Source organism: Candidatus Persebacteraceae bacterium Df01, from assembly GCA_030386295.1.
Lineage (GTDB): Bacteria > Pseudomonadota > Gammaproteobacteria > Tethybacterales > Persebacteraceae > Doriopsillibacter > Doriopsillibacter californiensis.
Genome location: JANQAO010000001.1, coordinates 608940 through 621832 on the forward strand (window position 1 = coordinate 608940; position 12893 = coordinate 621832).

The following is a 12893-nucleotide window of genomic DNA, read 5'->3' on the forward strand; positions in this document are numbered from 1 at the left end:
GTTATCCGTAGCGTCCAGTAATATAAGCTTCCGTCTTTTCATGTGACGGGTTGGTGAAAATAGATTGGGTGTCGCTGACTTCCAGCAATTCTCCCAGATGAAAAAATGCGGTGCGTTGCGACGTACGCGCCGCCTGTTGCATAGAGTGGGTGACGATGACGATAGTATACTGTTTCCGCAGCTCAAACATTAATTCTTCAATACGCCCGGTAGCGATTGGGTCCAGTGCCGAACAGGGTTCATCCATCAAAATAACTTCCGGTTCTACGGCAATAGCGCGGGCGATACACAGTCGCTGTTGCTGACCACCGGACAACTGAGTTCCACGGGTGTCTAATTTGTTACGTACTTCTTCCCATAGCCCAGCTTGCCGCAGACTGTGTTCTACCACATCGTCTAGGTCAGAACGATTTTTTGTCATACTGTGAATGCGCGGACCATACGCTACATTGTCATAAATGGATTTGGGAAAAGGGTTGGGTTTTTGAAAGACCATGCCGATGCGAGAACGTAAATCCACCACATCAAAGGTGGAATGATGGATGTCGTCGCCGTCAAGTAAGACGGTGCCGGTGACGCGGCAGCCTTCAATAAGGTCATTCATGCGGTTAATGCAACGTAAGAACGTGGACTTGCCACAGCCGGAAGGACCGATAAGTGCGGTAATTTCTTTTGCTCCGATGTCAATGTTGACGTTGTTGAGTGCACAAGAATTACCGTAATGGACGGTTAGATTGCGTGCCTCAATTAATGTGGTGAGCTTCTTTTTTGGCGAAGGGGTGTTATGGACTACCATTTGATTTCCAATCGTTTGCGCAAGATAACGGCAGAGGCATTCATTAGTACCAAAAAGCCAAGTAGCGTGACAATTGCTGCCGCAGTGCGCTCTACAAAACCACGTTCCGGACTATCCGCCCACAAGAAAATTTGCACTGGCAAGGCGGTAGCGGCGTCAGTGATACCATCGGGAGCATTGGCAATAAAGGCTACCATACCAATCATCAACAGTGGTGCAGTTTCGCCTAGCGCTTGCGCCATGCCGATGATGGCGCCGGTTAAGATGCCCGGCATGGCCGCCGGTAGTACATGATGAAACACGCCTTGCATTTTAGTAGCGCCTAAGCTAAGCGCGCCAAACAGCAATGACGGCGGCACCGCTCGCAATGCAGCACGAGCGGTGATGATGATGGTAGGCAGCGTCATGAGTGATAGCACCATACCTCCTACCAATGATGATGAACGTGGGATGCCAAACAGATTGATAAATATTGCCAGCCCAAGTAAGCCAAAAATTACCGAAGGCACTGCCGCCAGATTGTTAATATTGATTTCTATCAAATCAAACCAGCGGTTGCGCGGTGCAAAGATTTCCAAATATATCGCCGTCATCACTCCGGCGGGAAAAGCGAGTAAAAATGCTAATAGCAGCGTAAAAAAAGTGCCGCGTAAAGCGCCGGCAATACCCGATAGTTCCGGATCACGAGAATCTGCGGCGGTAAAAAAACGGGTATTAAATTCTATTCGCGTGGAGCTGGCATCGCGTAGTTCATCTAACCAAGCAATTTGTTGGTCGCTAATGTTGCGCTGATTTTCGGGTAAATCGGTGTCGGTGCCTCCTTTGAGATAAGCTTCGGCAATGGCGCTGGCGGGGAGCCATACAGCTAGCCGTTCGCCGATTAGAGAAGGATTTTTTTGCACCATGCTGTGCAACTTGATACCACCGCCAAAGCTGGCTAGTTGTTTGAGCTGTTTTTTGTCCTGACGAGCGGTTACATTGGAAAATCGTTCGTGCAGGGATTTTTGTACCAGTTTTTGATAGCGCAATACTGACGCTTTGCCTTCTGCGCCTACCGTTTGTGGGTCAATGAAAACGTGTAACTGCATGGAGGCACTTAAAAAACCACGCCATCCTTGCCAGATAACATCTGTTAACAAAAAGCCTAAAAATAGCACAGCACTGACAGCACAGGCGGCGCTCGCGCGTACAAAGCGGCGTTCGCGTACGTAGCGCCGGTGAAGATTGGCGGTGCGGTCAATCATAGCGTTCCTGATAACGGCGTACCACGTGTAATGCCAGCATATTTAAAATTAAAGTAGCAAAAAAGAGCGTTAGACCCAGTGCAAATGCAGCAAGTGTCTTAGGGTCGTCAAACTCTTGGTCGCCGGTTAGCAGCGTGACAATTTGAACCGTGATGGTGGTAACTGCTTCTAGCGGGTTGGCGGTCATGTTTGCCGAGGCGCCTGCCGCCATAACGACGATCATGGTTTCGCCAACAGCGCGTGAGAACGCGAGCAAAATGCCAGCGACAATGCCTGGTAGCGCTGCCGGTGTTACTACTTTGATAACCATTTCAAAGCGTGTGGAGCCAAGTCCAAGTGCGCCTTGGCGTAGTGATTCTGGAACCGCAAATAGCGCGTCTTCTGACAGTGAGGCGACGAACGGAATTAGCATTACCCCCATCACCAGCCCTGCTGCTAATGCACTTTCACCGGCAACAGTAACTCCCAGTGATTCTCCCAAGTCGCGCAATATTGGGGAAAGCGTGATAACGGCAAAAAAACCATACACCACCGTCGGCACTCCAGCGAGCATTTCTAGTACGGGTTTGATGCGCGCACGTGTTTTTGGTGAGGCAAATTCTGACAGATAAATTGCCGACATAATTCCGATGGGCGTGGCTACCGTCATGGCAATGACGGTAATCAGCATAGTGCCGGACAACAACGGTAAAAAACCAAAAGCACCGCCGGCACCAGCTTGGTCTTCGCGAATTGCAATTTGCGGGCTCCAGAGTGTGCCAAATAAAAAATCATTGATAGGCACTTGTGAGAAAAAGTGAACAGACTCTACTGCTACCGAGGCGATAATGCCGACAGTAGTGAGAATAGCAATAACCGCAGCTAAGGTAATAATAAACAGAGAGAGCTTTTCAAAGCCATAGCGAGCTCGTTTTTTTTTGAACCGCAGCTGTCTCGCATGCCAGGTAGAAGCAACAGCAGCGGCAGTCATTGCGATGAACAGTGGCCACGAGGGCATGACCGCTAGCATTGATATTAGCGCCCATGCTACCGCCGCCAGAGTTCCGCCGACGATAGTGGCGGAACCAGCATAAGCACCATAAAACGCCGAAGTCGTATGGTCTGCTTCCGCCAGCTTTCGCATTGGGCAGTTGGCAGCAAGAAATGCCAGTCCTGCCAGCCCCACCAGCCAACTTATAATCATTACAGTTGAGACATAGCTTGATTCTCGAAAACGGTTTTATTTATTGCGTCGTATTCGTCGACTGGCAATGGAATTAATCCGCGATCTGCCAAAAAACCGTCGTCGCCCATGACTTCAGGCTGGACAAAAAATTCAACAAACTCACGCAAATTGTCAACTGTGCCATAGTGTGCTATTTTGGCATAAAAAAATAAAGGGCGGGAGATTGGGTAAGAGCCGTCAGCAATGGCCTCAAACTCGGGTGCTATTCCTTCAATGTCAATGCCGCGTACTTTGTCGCGATTTTCTTCCAAAAAACTAAATCCAAAAATGCCCAAAGTATCTGGATTGGATGATAATTTTTGAACGATGATATTGTCATTTTCGCCAACTTCAATGTAGACACCATCTTCGCGTACTCCGTGACAGATTGCTTTGTAGGTTTTTTTGTCTGATTTTTTTAGAATTTTCAAAGCATCATCCGTTTCGCAACCTTTTTCTAACACCAGCTCAGAAAAAGCGTCGCGGGTGCCGGAAGTTGGCGGTGGGCCGTAAACGCGAATGGTGGTATCGGGCAAAGAGGAATTTACATCACTCCACATTTTGTTGGGGTTGGGAACTAGTTTTCCGCTAGAGTTCGGTACTTCTTTGCCCAAAGCTAAAAATAATTCTTTGCGAGTCAGAGAGATTGATTTGCCGTCAAGGCTTTGCGCAATAACGATTCCGTCATAGCCAATTTTGACTTCTAGTATGTCATTGACGCCGTTTTTGGCGCATAGCTTTTGTTCAGATTTTTTTATTCGCCGTGAGGAGTTAGTAACGTCAGGTGTGTTAGCACCAATTCCTTTACAAAATAATTTCATACCGCCACCGCTGCCGGTTGATTCAATTTTAGGAGCGAGATGACCTGTGGCTTGGGAAAAACGTTCTGCCGCTACGGTAGAAAACGGGTACACAGTAGACGAGCCAACAATGTCAATGTTATTTTTACCGGCACTTGCTAGCGACGTTATGAGCATCAGTGCAGTGAGCACTAAAGTTTTAGGAGTTGAGAGTTTCATGAGCGTTTCTTGGAGTTGAATATGGGCAGAAATATAATTGCTTATCGCTTTTGTGCTAACAATAAATTTAGTGAAAGAATAAAAAAAATGAAGTTATTAAACGATTGATTAGTGAGAAAAAGAAATCGTTTGACACCGAGTTATGTTTTTTTCGTGCGATTTTGTGCCGCCAACGGGGGCAGAGCGATAGACAAAAAATAAGCGGCAGATTTGCCGCTTAAGATAATTAGTGAACAAAATATTTTGAGAAAGACTTTCTCAAATAAAAATAAGCGTCTGTTATCAACTAACATGATTACAAGTGAATTATATATTATTTTATTTTGGGGTTATTGATTTTTTGACAGCCTATAACGAAGATGTTTGTGCAGTGGTTTGTGCAGTGTTTAATGAGTTGAGTAGAATGTTTATTTTACCTGTAAAGTGCTGGCGCTGCTTATTATTCAATCACGCAGTTTCAAAGCGGTGTTTTTACTTTGCCCTAGTACAATGGAGGTTTGACAAAATTTGAATATGACTGACGATTTACACGCTATTCGCCGCCACAAATTAGACCTTTTACGCGCCCGTGGTGACGCTTATCCCAATGATTTTAAGCCAACTCATAGCGCTGATGCATTGCATAAGGCACACGGTGATAAAAACCGCGAGTCTCTCGCCGACCAGCCGCTGTTAACGGCTATCGCCGGGCGCATTATGTTGCGGCGGCAAATGGGCAAAGCGATTTTTGTGACAGTGCAAGATGACGGTACACGTATGCAAATTTACGCTACTCGTGATGGATTGGGAGAAGAGGGTTTTTCCGCACTCATGGAGTGGGATATCGGCGATATCATCGGCTGTGAGGGAACGTTATTCAAAACAAAAATGGGTGAGCTTACGGTACGTGCCTCTGCTTTGCGGTTGTTGGTTAAGTCGTTGCAGCCGCCTCCAGAAAAGTTCCACGGTATCGCCGCCGCCGAAATGCGTTATCGGCGCCGTTATGTGTCGTTGACTGCTAATTCTGACGAGCGTGACGTTTTTGTGATGCGCTCTGGTATCATTCGCCATATTCGCGATTTCTTTCATGCTCGTGATTATCTGGAAGCGGAAACTCCAATTTTGCAGCCTATTCCTGGCGGTGCTGCCGCGAGTCCTTTTGTTACTCACTGTAATGCGCTAAATACCGACTTTTACCTGCGTATTGCACAAGAGCTTTATATTAAAAGATTACTGGTGGGTGGGTTTAACCGCGTATTTGAAATTAATCGTAATTTCCGTAATGAGGGTATTTCCACCCGCCACAACCCCGAATTTACAATGTTGGAATTTAATGCGGCTTATCATGACTGCGAAGATTTTATGCAAATTACCGAAGAATTACTGCACGGCTTGGTGGTGCAACTCACTGGTAATGAAACAATAACTTACCAAGGTCAAACACTGGATTTTAAGCGTCCTTTTGCGCGGTTATCGCCAGTGGAAGCGGTATTGCGAGAGCATCCGGAGATTTCCGAAGAACAATTGCACGACGAGGTGTTTTTGCGTTCACGTTTAGCTTCCGAAGGTGAAGTCGATACCGCTAAATTATCACTGGGCGAGTTGCAGTTGTTATTGTTTGAATATTTAGCAGAATTTTCTTTAATTCAACCTACTTTTTTGGTGAATTATCCGGCGGCGGCTTCACCGTTGGCACGTCGCCGTTCCGACAATTCCGATATTGCCGAGCGGTTTGAAATGTTTGCTGCTGGTCGTGAATTGGTTAATGGATTTTCTGAATTAAATGATCCCGATGTGCAGGCAGAAATTTTTCGACAGCAAGCTGCTAAAAAGAGTGCCGGCGATGAAGAAGCCATGCACTATGATGATGATTATATTTTAGCATTGCAGTATGGATTGCCTCCCAATGCGGGCGGCGGTATCGGCATTGATCGTTTGGCCATGTTGCTTAGCGATTCTCCGTCTATTCGCGATGTTATTTTATTTCCGCAACTGCGCCCAGTTGGCGGCGAATAGCAATTTAGTTGTCGCTATTTTTAACCAAAGGATTATCAGGGAAATTAATTTCCAGCAGCCGTAGGGTTTTTTGTTTGTCGTTTTTGGCGCCCATTATTTCGTAGGCGCGCGCCAGTACCGACAAGGCTTCTTCGCTGGATGCGCTGTCGGGATAGATATCTAACACTAATTTAGCGCGATTAATAGCGCCCAGCACCGCGTTACGTTGCAAATAATAATTGGCAATGTGTACTTCGTGTCGCGCCAAGGCATTAATCAAGTAACGCATACGGTTAGCACTGTCTTCAGCATATTTACTGTCAGGATAGCTATCTAGTAGCTTTTTAAATGAGAGAAAAGCTAGCCGCATCGAGTCAGGATTGCGTTCGGTTGGGTCTTGAAAGCCCAGCCTATCAATCAAACTTTGGTCTTCGCGAAAGTAAGTCAGTCCTTCCAAATACAGAGCATAAGCGACATTGGGACTGTCGGGATAAGCACTCATGAATTGACCAGCGGCGGCTACGGCGCCATCATAATCTGTGCGGTTGTATTGCAGATATATCAAATCCAGCATGCCTTGTTGGGCGTAAGAGGATGCTGGATAAGTTGCCACCAGCTCATCAAATTTCTCAATCGCTTGCTCATAATCCGCGCTGTTTTGGAGTTCATGCGCCTGCTCGTATAATTCTCGTGCCGTAGGCGGCTCTTCTGGCGTGCTAGCACAACCGGCAAGAACCAAAAAAACGCTCGCCCATAAAATCTGCATAATTCGCATGACAACTCACCATTATACTAGCCTTTGTTTATGCTCGAATTGGCCATCGCGCACTCGCTTAGACCGTGTGCTTGCCCAATTGTTTTCCGCGCACACGCGTGCGGCGCTGCAGGCGCTTATCTCTTCTGGTGCCGTGTGCGTTAACGGGGTGGAATGCAGACGGCAAGCGCAGTTAGTTAATGCTGGGCAAGAAATTAATATTGATTTTTCCCGTTTACCACAAGTTCATGACGAAAATTGTGATGCAGAAAATATTCCTTTGCGAGTAGTTTATGAGGATGATGATATTGTGGTTGTTAACAAAGCCGCTGGAATGGTTATTCATCCAGGGCACGGCAACCGCACTGGCACCGTGCAGGCAGCGCTGTTGTATCGCCATCCACCGGCAGCTGCACTGCCGCGCGCTGGTATTGTGCATCGGTTGGATAAAGACACCAGCGGTTTGTTCGTGGCGGCAAAAACCGAAGTGGCACGCCAGTCGCTCATTGAACAATTTAAAAGTCGGCAAGCTGGGCGCGAATATTTAGCGTTAGTTTGTGGTGCACCGGCGGCAACTGGATTAATTAACCGTGCTTTGTCTCCTAAGCGTGGCGCGCAGGCGCGCATGAACGTGGTTCACAGCGGCGGTAAGGAAGCCGTCACCCGCTATGCGGTTTTGCGGCGCTGGCCGGGATTTGCGTTGCTGCGTTGTTGGCTGGAGACGGGGCGCACTCATCAAATCCGTGCGCATTTGGAGTATGCCGGCTACCCAATTATCGGTGATCCTGTTTATCAACGTCGTGCCCGTTGCCAGGATTTTTTCATATCACGACAGGCATTACACGCCGAAACTTTACGCTTGATACATCCCGTTAGAGTTGATGAATGCTGTTGGAGTTGCCCTTTGCCAGATGATATGCAGGCTGTTATCGCCCAATTGGATGCCGTATGCACCTAATTCGTCCCGACTGGCCTGCGCCGACCAACATTGCTGCCGTTTTTACCACGCGGTTGGATGGTGTTAGCGATCCACCATATCACTCCTTAAATTTGTCACCAAATGTCGACGATGATAACGAAGCGGTAGGTGAAAACCGCATGCGGTTGTGTGCAATATTGCCGTCGGCACCAAATTGGTTGCGACAGGCACACACCAGCCGAGTGTTGCGTGCTGAGGATATTGAATCTGATGTTTCGGTTGCGGATGCGGCTTATACTTTTTCTGCTGGTGTTCCTTGCGCGGTGATTACCGCTGATTGCCTACCGGTGTTGCTGTGTACTAGGGATGGTAACGGTGTGGCAGCAGCACATGCCGGCTGGCGCGGTTTGGCTGCCGGCGTGTTAGAAAACACCGTTGCCGTATTGCGTGCCAACAGTGATGAACCATTGATTGCATACTTAGGTCCTGCCATTAGTGCTGCACACTATGAAGTGGGTGCCGACGTTCGTGACGCCTTGTGTCGAGATGAGTTGGACGCATCACATTTTTATTTGCATGATGCGACAGATGAAAAATGGTTTGCTAATTTACCGCAATTAGCTGCGCGGCGGTTGCGTGATTTGGGAATTGAAGATATTACTTTCAGCACTGCCTGTACATATGAAGATAAAAAACACTATTTTTCTGCTCGACGGGACAACAAAACCGGAAGAATGGCAGCATTAGTTTGGAAAACAGCGTTGCCAAAAGCATGATGATTTTGACATGCCATCCATAAAAAACGCAATGAGGTTATTAGATGTTTCCTTGATACGTTGAAACGAGATTAAGTGGTTTTGGAAAGAAAAAACGGCGAATGCCTAATGCAGACATTCGCCGCAAAAGAAATGATAAGTTAATTAATGGCGATTTGGCGTTTGATGATTCGTTCTCCTTTGGGGATGGTAAGCGTTAGCACGCCATCTTTCATAGCCGCTTCAATAGATTCTGCGGCAATTTTGTCGGATAGGCGAAAAGTTCGCTCATAAGAACCGTTCAACCGTTCACTATGTAGCATGTCGCCTTCTTCCTGTTTAAACAAAGCGCTGATGGAGAGCACACCGTTTTCAACGTTTACTGATACGTCTTTTTTGGTAACTCCCGGCAAGTCAGCAGATAGGTGATAGTGCGCTTCACTTTCCTTGATGTTCACGCGGAAGCCTGCAGATGATGCGGCAGGAAAATCGCGTTCAACGGATTGTAAAAAGCGGTCAAAAGGTTTGTAAAGATTGTGCATGATGAGTCTCCTATTTTTTGTGTTTTCTTATTTATAGGGAGAGAAATGCATTTTTCAAGAGGAGGCGAAATTTTATGTATTGCTTGTTTGCTTTAAGCCAGTGTGTCGCAGGGGGTTATTGGGAGGGGTGTAAGGTAATAAAGCCGCCTAGGTGGGCATAATTTCCGGCGGACAACCGCGCTACAGGATTGACCGCTTCAGCCGAAATTAACGGGCGGTCTTTAGCGTCGGTTGTGAGAGTTGCCTCACTAGCATAGAGCCACCGAATTTTTCCTAAAATTAATATTTGTTCGCCTTGACCGTCCAAGTCTATTTCTTTATGTAATTCACAGGCTAGTGCTAGCGGGCAGTCCGTCAGTCGGGGGAGAACAAAATTATCATACGGTGTGACGGCTAAATTTGTTGCCGCCACTTCCGATTTGCCATAGGGTAGTGTGGCGGCGCTATCGTTTAGTTCTGTTAATTGTGCAACTGAAGCGATATGTACGACAAAATTTTTGCGAGAGCGAATATTGACTAGTGTATCTTTTTTTTCTGCAATTTCGTTTTTTTGTGCGGTAATGGATACGCCGATAAGCGGCGGAGCCGAACAGAGGGCGTTGAAATAAGAAAACGGTGCTAGATTGTATGAGCAATCATTATTTTCAGTTAATATCCAAGCGATGGGGCGTGGGATAACCGCTTGCGTCATCCAGTGATAACAGCTGCTGCGGCTTTGCGTTGCCATATCAATAATCATCGTGCCCCGCCTACAGTCAAATTTGGAATGAGAATGGAACCGCAGAGTACGAGTCCGCGGTTCATGGCATCATCACCGATGGCGACAATTGTTGGTAACATTTGCAACAAATTGCCGGCAATGGTGGCCTCGCTGACAGGATGGACGATTGTGCCGTTTTCTACCCAAAAACCCGCTGCGCCGCGTGAATAATCACCGTTAACGCTATTGACGCCTTGTCCCATGAGCTCGGTGACGATTAATCCCGTTCCCAATGCTTGCCGCATGTCAACGTTATTGAGCGTGTGTCCTGTCACTTCCAAATTGTGAGCGCCGCCAGCATTACCGGTGGTTTGCGTATTAAGTCGGCGGGCGCTGTACGAACTCAAAAAGCGACCGTTCCATATACCGTTTTCCACCACAGTGCGTGGGCAAGTCGCTACTCCCTCATTGTCATAATTGGCACTGCGCATTTTGCCGAGCAAATGCGGATTTTCTGAAATATTGATATGTGGCGCACAGACTTGCTCATTTAATTTATTAAGCAACCATGACGTTTTGTGATACAACGCTCCGCCACTGGCTGCGCCTAGCAGGTGGTATATTAGTGAGTGTGATATTGGCGCTTGGAATAGCACATTGACGCGTCCTGCGCGAATAGTTTTGCCTCCCAGCCTTCGTGCAGCGCGTTCGCCGCCATCACGACCAATGGCGGTAGCAAGTGGTAATTGAGATGACTGTCGGCGAGTTTCGCTCCAACCATCACGCTCCATCTGGCCATCTTTTTCGGCGATAGCAGTACAGCTGATGGTGTGTGCGGTTTCTTGTTCTATCTCACAAAAACCATGACTGTTGGCGTACACGTTTTGTGATATGCCAGTAGAAAGCGCTGCTTCGCTTTTTTTGCGGTTAATCGCCGAATGTGCTTCCCATGAGCTTGCTTCACATTCGCAGGCCAAAGTAATGGCCGCTTCTGGTGAAAGCTCCCACGGATGATACAAAGATAAATCGTGAAAATGGGTAGCCATGAGCGCAGAATCGGCGAGGCCTGCACAAGAGTCGGCAGCACCAGCGCGAGCGATAGACAGTGCCTTGTCTACAGCGGTTTGCATGGCAATGGTGGTTAGCTCACCGACGCTGGCAGAGCCTTCATGATTATTTACGTACACTGTAAGTGACAATTCTTGACTGCGACTGATATCCATGCTGTCCAGTTTGCCGCCGCGTACTGTCACTTCCATGCTGGCGCTTTCTGAGGTGTCAACTTGCGCTGCGTCGGCGCCGTTGCGCTGCGCCAGGCGCACTGTTTCAGCAGCGATATCTTTGAGTTTTCCCTTGTTGTAAAAGAATTCCATGAGTGCGTTAAAATCACCTTGAGAAAATAAAAACAGAAGCGGAGATTATAGTCTTTCATGCAACAGTACCTTGAACTTTTGACCGACGTCTTGCAAAACGGAGACGACAAAACAAACCGCACCGGTACCACAGCGTTATCTGTTTTTGGTCGGCAGGTACGTTTTGATTTGAATGCTGGGTTTCCGTTATTGACAACTAAAAAAGTACACTGGCATTCAGTATTGCATGAGCTGTTATGGTTTTTGCGTGGTGATACCAATATAGCTTATTTAAAAGCACATGATGTTTCTATTTGGGACGAATGGGCTGATGCCAATGGTGATTTAGGGCCAATTTATGGGCGTCAATGGCGCAGTTGGCCAACGGTGGGTGGAAACACGATTGACCAAATCACTAATGTAATCCGGCTGTTGAAAGAAACTCCCGATTCGCGACGTATGTTGGTATCCGCATGGAATGTTGCTGAAATAGACAATATGCAGTTACCGCCTTGTCATGCATTGTTTCAATTTTACGTATCTGGCGACAAGCTATCATGCCAGTTATATCAACGAAGTGCTGATATTTTTCTAGGAGTGCCTTTTAATATTGCTTCTTATTCATTGTTGACAATGATTATGGCACATGTATGTGGTTTGAAGGCAGGTGAATTTATTCATACCTTTGGCGATTTGCATTTGTATGCGAATCATATTGAACAAGCAAAAACACAACTTGCTCGAACTCCGCGGCCGTTACCGACACTGGTATTGTCACCAAATGTGACGGATATCTTTGAATTTACCAGCCACGATATTGAGCTTGTAAATTACGCGCCGCAACCGCGTATCAGTGCTCCGGTGGCAGTATGATTATTTCCATAATTGCCGCCGTCGCCCGCAATCGAGTGATTGGCGTTAATAACCAATTGCCGTGGCATTTACCCGAAGATTTGCAGTATTTTAAGAAATTAACGATGGGTAAGCCGATTATTATGGGACGACGCACACACGAGTCTATTGGCAAACCGTTACCGAGTCGTCAAAACATTATTGTCACCCGTAGCAATTTGACATTCCCCGGATGCGAAACCGCTCAATCAATTGAGTGTGCGCTTGACATTGCCAATGGAGTGGAAGAAATTTTTATTATTGGTGGCGCACAGATTTACAAAACGGCTTTACCACTGGCGCATAGATTGTATCTGACGGAAATTGACATAGAAGTAGAGGGAGATACTTATTTTCCGCAATTTACAGACTGGATAGAAACGCAACGGCAAGTGCACACTTTCGTTGGGCGAGAACGTTTTGATTTTGTGCAGTATGAAAAATACTTACAAACGACGACGCGTTCGGATAATACGGCTGAGTTGACGTTTTTGAAAGGAGTGACACGATGACAGAACCCTCCACAACGGATTTGCTTTTACGCGAGGATATTAACGGCGTGCGGATACTTACGCTTAATCGGCCGCAAAGCCGCAATGCGCTGTCAGACGCATTGATTGCCGGTTTACAAACGGCATTGCAAGAAGCTGATACGGATGCCACTGTAAGAGTTGTTGTCATCGCCGCCAGTGGACCAGTATTTTGCGCAGGACACGATTTGCGTGAAGTACGTGCCAAACAAG

General features: G+C 47.1%; 14 protein-coding genes. 6 read left to right on the top strand and 8 right to left on the bottom strand.

The annotated features are described in order from the left end of the window. Position 1 precedes the first annotated feature (1 nt). From pstB to NQX30_03045, 4 genes are read right to left on the bottom strand one after another with little or no spacing between them, the layout of a single operon-like run. Positions 2–796 carry a phosphate ABC transporter ATP-binding protein PstB gene (pstB, locus tag NQX30_03030; GenBank protein ID MDM5147347.1) on the bottom strand — a complete coding sequence of 265 codons (795 nt, stop codon included), beginning with the start codon at positions 794–796 and terminating at the stop codon, positions 2–4. After that, positions 790–2040, bottom strand: a complete 1251-nt coding sequence (gene pstA, locus NQX30_03035) for a phosphate ABC transporter permease PstA (GenBank protein MDM5147348.1) — start codon at positions 2038–2040, stop codon at positions 790–792. The genes pstB and pstA overlap by 7 nt, the downstream gene beginning before the upstream one ends. After that, the gene (gene pstC / locus NQX30_03040; GenBank protein MDM5147349.1) at positions 2033–3223 is read right to left on the bottom strand and encodes a phosphate ABC transporter permease subunit PstC; all 1191 of its coding nucleotides are present in this window, start codon (positions 3221–3223) and stop codon (positions 2033–2035) included. Before pstC ends, pstA begins: the two co-directional genes overlap by 8 nt. After that, positions 3223–4263 (bottom strand): substrate-binding domain-containing protein, encoded by a 1041-nt coding sequence (locus tag NQX30_03045; GenBank protein ID MDM5147350.1) that lies wholly within the window; start codon positions 4261–4263, stop codon positions 3223–3225. The genes pstC and NQX30_03045 overlap by 1 nt, the downstream gene beginning before the upstream one ends. A gap of 513 nt (positions 4264–4776) precedes the next feature. Here NQX30_03045 and lysS point away from each other — a divergent pair. Continuing rightward, complete coding sequence (gene lysS, locus NQX30_03050) at positions 4777–6258, top strand: lysine--tRNA ligase (GenBank protein MDM5147351.1); 1482 nt, start codon at positions 4777–4779, stop codon at positions 6256–6258. Between the two features lie 4 nt (positions 6259–6262). Here the strand turns inward: lysS and NQX30_03055 are convergent, their stop codons facing one another. Next, positions 6263–7003: an outer membrane protein assembly factor BamD gene (locus NQX30_03055; protein ID MDM5147352.1), complete on the bottom strand. Its 741-nt coding sequence runs from the start codon at positions 7001–7003 to the stop codon at positions 6263–6265. Positions 7004–7010: 7 nt separating this feature from the next. On the opposite strand from NQX30_03055, the gene NQX30_03060 reads away from it, so the two are divergent. Continuing rightward, positions 7011–7949 (top strand): RluA family pseudouridine synthase, encoded by a 939-nt coding sequence (locus NQX30_03060; GenBank protein ID MDM5147353.1) that lies wholly within the window; start codon positions 7011–7013, stop codon positions 7947–7949. Beyond that, positions 7940–8686, top strand: a complete 747-nt coding sequence (gene pgeF, locus NQX30_03065) for a peptidoglycan editing factor PgeF (GenBank protein ID MDM5147354.1) — start codon at positions 7940–7942, stop codon at positions 8684–8686. The genes NQX30_03060 and pgeF overlap by 10 nt, the downstream gene beginning before the upstream one ends. 140 nt (positions 8687–8826) lie before the next feature. Here pgeF and NQX30_03070 read toward each other — a convergent pair whose 3' ends face one another. The 3 genes from NQX30_03070 to NQX30_03080 form a co-directional block, all read right to left on the bottom strand. Beyond that, positions 8827–9207: an Hsp20/alpha crystallin family protein gene (locus NQX30_03070; protein ID MDM5147355.1), complete on the bottom strand. Its 381-nt coding sequence runs from the start codon at positions 9205–9207 to the stop codon at positions 8827–8829. A 115-nt stretch (positions 9208–9322) separates the two neighbouring features. After that, positions 9323–9946: a flavin reductase family protein gene (locus NQX30_03075; protein ID MDM5147356.1), complete on the bottom strand. Its 624-nt coding sequence runs from the start codon at positions 9944–9946 to the stop codon at positions 9323–9325. After that, complete coding sequence (locus tag NQX30_03080) at positions 9943–11280, bottom strand: metallopeptidase TldD-related protein (protein MDM5147357.1); 1338 nt, start codon at positions 11278–11280, stop codon at positions 9943–9945. Before NQX30_03080 ends, NQX30_03075 begins: the two co-directional genes overlap by 4 nt. 57 nt (positions 11281–11337) lie before the next feature. On the opposite strand from NQX30_03080, the gene NQX30_03085 reads away from it, so the two are divergent. The 3 genes from NQX30_03085 to NQX30_03095 all read left to right on the top strand — a co-directional run. After that, complete coding sequence (locus NQX30_03085; GenBank protein ID MDM5147358.1) at positions 11338–12132, top strand: thymidylate synthase; 795 nt, start codon at positions 11338–11340, stop codon at positions 12130–12132. Further along, positions 12129–12662 (top strand): dihydrofolate reductase, encoded by a 534-nt coding sequence (locus NQX30_03090; GenBank protein MDM5147359.1) that lies wholly within the window; start codon positions 12129–12131, stop codon positions 12660–12662. The genes NQX30_03085 and NQX30_03090 overlap by 4 nt, the downstream gene beginning before the upstream one ends. Beyond that, positions 12659–12893 (top strand): enoyl-CoA hydratase-related protein (locus tag NQX30_03095; protein MDM5147360.1); only part of this gene is annotated, 235 nt, incomplete at its 3' end. The genes NQX30_03090 and NQX30_03095, both read left to right, overlap by 4 nt.

Excerpts from the sequence above, each read along its gene's own strand:
- NQX30_03055 (MDM5147352.1), bottom strand. The coding sequence starts at position 7,003 with ATGCAGATTTTATGGGCGAGCGTTTTTTTGGTTCTTGCCGGTTGTGCT.
- pgeF (MDM5147354.1), top strand. The coding sequence starts at position 7,940 with ATGCACCTAATTCGTCCCGACTGGCCTGCGCCGACCAACATTGCTGCC.
- NQX30_03085 (MDM5147358.1), top strand. The coding sequence starts at position 11,338 with ATGCAACAGTACCTTGAACTTTTGACCGACGTCTTGCAAAACGGAGAC.
- pstB (MDM5147347.1), bottom strand. The coding sequence starts at position 796 with ATGGTAGTCCATAACACCCCTTCGCCAAAAAAGAAGCTCACCACATTA.
- NQX30_03090 (MDM5147359.1), top strand. The coding sequence starts at position 12,129 with ATGATTATTTCCATAATTGCCGCCGTCGCCCGCAATCGAGTGATTGGC.
- NQX30_03080 (MDM5147357.1), bottom strand. The coding sequence starts at position 11,280 with ATGGAATTCTTTTACAACAAGGGAAAACTCAAAGATATCGCTGCTGAA.
- NQX30_03070 (MDM5147355.1), bottom strand. The coding sequence starts at position 9,207 with ATGCACAATCTTTACAAACCTTTTGACCGCTTTTTACAATCCGTTGAA.
- NQX30_03060 (MDM5147353.1), top strand. The coding sequence starts at position 7,011 with ATGACAACTCACCATTATACTAGCCTTTGTTTATGCTCGAATTGGCCA.
- NQX30_03045 (MDM5147350.1), bottom strand. The coding sequence starts at position 4,263 with ATGAAACTCTCAACTCCTAAAACTTTAGTGCTCACTGCACTGATGCTC.
- NQX30_03075 (MDM5147356.1), bottom strand. The coding sequence starts at position 9,946 with ATGATTATTGATATGGCAACGCAAAGCCGCAGCAGCTGTTATCACTGG.
- pstC (MDM5147349.1), bottom strand. The coding sequence starts at position 3,223 with ATGATTATAAGTTGGCTGGTGGGGCTGGCAGGACTGGCATTTCTTGCT.
- lysS (MDM5147351.1), top strand. The coding sequence starts at position 4,777 with ATGACTGACGATTTACACGCTATTCGCCGCCACAAATTAGACCTTTTA.
- pstA (MDM5147348.1), bottom strand. The coding sequence starts at position 2,040 with ATGATTGACCGCACCGCCAATCTTCACCGGCGCTACGTACGCGAACGC.